This is a genomic window from Streptomyces lonarensis, assembly GCF_012033735.1.
Classification (GTDB): domain Bacteria; phylum Actinomycetota; class Actinomycetes; order Streptomycetales; family Streptomycetaceae; genus Streptomyces; species Streptomyces lonarensis.
This window is the reverse complement of record NZ_JAAVJD010000381.1, coordinates 1-3,191: the sequence shown is the minus strand read 5'-3', so window position 1 is coordinate 3,191 and position 3,191 is coordinate 1. Positions and strand designations below refer to the sequence as shown.

Here is a 3,191-nt window from a genome sequence, read left to right as displayed (position 1 = left end):
GTCCCGGAGGGCGGCGCCCTCCGGGACGCCCGCGGCCGCGGGGGAAGACGCGGCCGCGCCGGGGCCGCGGGGAGGCGGCCCGGGGCGGTCAGCGCCGGACGCCGTCGATCTGCAGCATCCGCGCGATGACCTTGTCCAGCTCGCCGTCGTCGAAGACCTTCTTCCAGTCCTCGCGGACGATCGACTCCCGCCCGTAGTCCATCGCGATGAGGCAGGCGTCGGAGAACGGGTTCGACCCCTTGAGGGTGTTGGCGAGCGCCACCTGGGTGTGCCCCAGCAGCATCGCGCGTGCCGCGGCCTCGGGGACGCCCACGGTGTGCACGGTCTCGTGGAGCGCCTCGGTCAGCAGGGCGCCGACCATGCAGGCGATGGTCTCCACCAGGGTGGGCTCCAGGACGGCCAGCTGCTTCACCGTCACCCAGTGCACGTCCAGCACGGGGGCGTACATGGCGCGGATGACGTCCTCCGCCAGCCGCTGCCGCTCCGGGTCGCCGCCCTCGTACGCCGCGACGACGTCCTGCGGCGCGGCGATGCCGCCGAAGGTGTCCGCCCACTCCTCGGCGGTGGTCCGCTCCAGGAAGACCGACGGGTGGCAGGGGTGCGCGCAGACGTAGTGGACGTCCTCACGCGGGTGGAGCAGCCCGGCGTAGGCGGCGGCCGGGTCGAGGGTGAGGACGACCGTGCCGGGGCGCAGCAGCGGGACCAGCTCCGCCGAGACGGGGCCCAGCACCCGGTCGGGGACGGCCAGGATCACCACGTCGGCGACGGCGGCGGCCTCGCGGGAGTCGGTGACCTCGCGTCCCAGGGAGCGGATGTACTCCTGGCCGGCGGGGGACGCCTCGCAGTAGAGGGTCCGGTGGTCGGTGGTGACCAGGTTGTCGGAGACGCGGCGCCCCATCTTCCCGGCGGCGCCGACGACGGCGATGGTGGTGGTGCCGGCCGCGTTGTCGGTCTCGGTGCCCATTACTCGCTCCTCAGTAGGGTGGTCATGCTGTGGCGGGTCCAGCGGTCCTCCAGGCGGGCGGTGGCGTCGAAGCCCTCGTCCTGCCAGGGGAGCCAGTGCTCGACGATCTGGTTGACGCCGCGTTCGGCGGGCCGGACGGCGGCCACGGTGGCGGCGTGGTCGAGCAGCCCCTCCCCCAGCGGCGCGCCGGCGTAGGTGAAGCCGACCCAGCCGTCGCGGCGGGTGAACGCGAAGTCCTTGACGTGGATGTTGACGGTGCGCTCGGCGGTGGCGGCGACGACGTCGGCCGGGTGCTCCAGGCGGGCCACGCAGTTGCCCGGGTCCAGCACGACGCCGAGGTGGGGGTCGTCCACCGCGTGGACCACCGACATGAGGTCCCGGGTGGCGACCTGTTCGTAGGTCTCCAGCCCGAGGGTCACGCCCTGGTCCGCGTAGGCGGCGACGGTGGGGCGCAGCAGGTCAGCGGCCTCGGCGGGGCCGGGGCGGTGGTCGGGGGTGTGGAGCATGGAGCGGACCAGCGTGGCGCCGAGCGCGTGGGCGATCTCGAGGTGGCGCAGCAGGTGGGCGGGGCGGATGCCGCGGGTGCCCACCTCGAGCCGCAGGCCCGCCTCGTCGGCGGCGGCGCGCACCTCCGCGAGGCGCGCCCGGTCGTACCCGGCCAGCGGCGGGTAGTCGCAGATCTGGAAGACCTCGCCGCCCAGGGCGCGGGTGTCGGCGAACATCTCCTCCAGCGTCATCGGCCGGGGGGCACGCGCGGAGTGCCGCCAGAAGTAGGCGTAGGTGCTGATGCCGTAGGAGGTCACCGGACCGCCCCCGCCCCGGTGGGCACCTCGTCCAGGACGGCGGCCAGCGCGTCGGGGTCGTGGGCGAACCGGCCCAGGAAGAGTCCGTCGACGTGGGGGCGCAGCCGGGTGAGCAGGCCGGGGCCGGCGCTCCCGCCGTAGATGACCGTGGAGCCGGCGAGCCGCTCCGTCTGCGCGAGGTGCGCGGTGAGGGCGCGGCAGACGGTGGTGATGTGCTCCTCCGGCGCGGCGGCCGCGGCGCCGATCGCCCAGCGCGGCTCGTAGGCGACCACCGGCGAGCCGGTCAGCCCGGCGGTGACCCGGTCGAGCTCGGCGACGACCGTGCGCGCCGCGGCCTCCGCCGGCCCGGCCTCCGATTCGCCGACGCAAAGCACCGGGGTGAGCCCGTTGCGGAGTGCGGCGGCGGTCTTGGCGGCCACCGTGGCGTCGTCCTCGCCGAACAGGGTGCGCCGTTCGGCATGGCCGACTTCCGCGTAGCGGCAGCCGATCTCGCTGAGGTAGGGGGCGCCGACCTCGCCGGTGTAGGCGCCGGAGTCGGCGGTGGCGACGTCCTGGGCGCCGATCTCGACGCCCGAGCCGGCGAGCACCCCGGCGACCGGTACCAGTGCCGGGAAGGAGGGCAGCACGAACAGGCGCGCGGCGCCGCCGGTGATCGCCGGGTGGGAGTCGGCCAGCGCGGCCACGCGGCGGGCCCAGTTGAGGGTGCGGTGGTGGCCGAAGTACATCTTGAGGCTGACGCCGATGGTGAGCGGGGTCGGCGGGGGCGTCATCAGGCGGCCTCGTAGTCGCACATCAGGCGCACCTTGGCCGAGGACGGGGAGCTCTCGTCGAAGCGGTAGGTCAGCCACTCGGCGGCCAGCCGCCGGGCGAGCTCCAGGCCGACGACGCGCTGTCCGAAGGTGAGGACCTGCGCGTTGTTGGAGAGGACGGACCGCTCCACCGAGAAGGAGTCGTGCGCGGTGACGGCGCGGATGCCCCGGACCTTGTTGGCGGCGATGGCGACGCCCAGTCCGGTGCCGCAGATCAGCAGCGCGCGGTCGGCCTCGCCCCGGGCGACCATCTCGGCCGCGGCGAAGGCGACGGTCGGGTAGGCGGTGTGGCCGTCGGCGTCCACCCCGACGTCGGTGACGGAGGAGACGAGGTCGCTGGCGTCGAGGTCCCGGCGGAGCGCCTCCTTGTACGCGTAGCCGGCGTCGTCGCAGCCGATGACGATACGGAGCGGGTCGGTCATGGTGTGTCCTTCGGCGTGGGGCGGTCGGTGGGCGTGGCGGCGCCGGTCAGCACCGGGTGGACGGCGCGCACGATCAGGGCGAGGGAGTGGGCGCCGGCGTCGGGGGTGCCGAGCGAGCGCTCCGCGTGCGGGCGGGCGCGGCCGCGGCGCGGCAGCAGGTCGGCGGCGAGTCCGACCCAGGCGGCGGCCATCA

General features: G+C 75.0%; 5 protein-coding genes. All 5 read right to left on the bottom strand.

Going from position 1 to position 3,191, the window contains the following annotated elements; genetic code table 11:
• Positions 1-88: 88 nt before the first annotated feature.
• Positions 89-964 (bottom strand): phosphogluconate dehydrogenase C-terminal domain-containing protein, encoded by an 876-nt coding sequence (locus HCN56_RS24745; RefSeq protein WP_167974765.1) that lies wholly within the window; start codon positions 962-964, stop codon positions 89-91.
• Complete coding sequence (locus tag HCN56_RS24740; RefSeq protein WP_312871439.1) at positions 964-1,767, bottom strand: sugar phosphate isomerase/epimerase family protein; 804 nt, start codon at positions 1,765-1,767, stop codon at positions 964-966. The genes HCN56_RS24745 and HCN56_RS24740 overlap by 1 nt, the downstream gene beginning before the upstream one ends.
• A complete protein-coding gene (locus HCN56_RS24735) occupies positions 1,764-2,537 on the bottom strand; it encodes a triose-phosphate isomerase family protein (protein ID WP_167974763.1) in 774 nt (257 codons plus the stop codon). Before HCN56_RS24735 ends, HCN56_RS24740 begins: the two co-directional genes overlap by 4 nt.
• The gene (locus tag HCN56_RS24730; protein WP_167974761.1) at positions 2,537-2,998 is read right to left on the bottom strand and encodes a ribose-5-phosphate isomerase; all 462 of its coding nucleotides are present in this window, start codon (positions 2,996-2,998) and stop codon (positions 2,537-2,539) included. The genes HCN56_RS24735 and HCN56_RS24730 overlap by 1 nt, the downstream gene beginning before the upstream one ends.
• Positions 2,995-3,191, bottom strand: a 197-nt coding sequence (locus tag HCN56_RS24725) for a DAK2 domain-containing protein (RefSeq protein WP_167974759.1), incomplete at its 5' end; no start/stop codon positions are given. The genes HCN56_RS24730 and HCN56_RS24725, both read right to left, overlap by 4 nt.

What these genes read in the sequence shown, in the direction of transcription:
- HCN56_RS24730 (WP_167974761.1), bottom strand. Translation starts at nt 2,998, where the DNA reads ATGACCGACCCGCTCCGTATCGTCATCGGCTGCGACGACGCCGGCTAC.
- HCN56_RS24745 (WP_167974765.1), bottom strand. Translation starts at nt 964, where the DNA reads ATGGGCACCGAGACCGACAACGCGGCCGGCACCACCACCATCGCCGTC.
- HCN56_RS24735 (WP_167974763.1), bottom strand. Translation starts at nt 2,537, where the DNA reads ATGACGCCCCCGCCGACCCCGCTCACCATCGGCGTCAGCCTCAAGATG.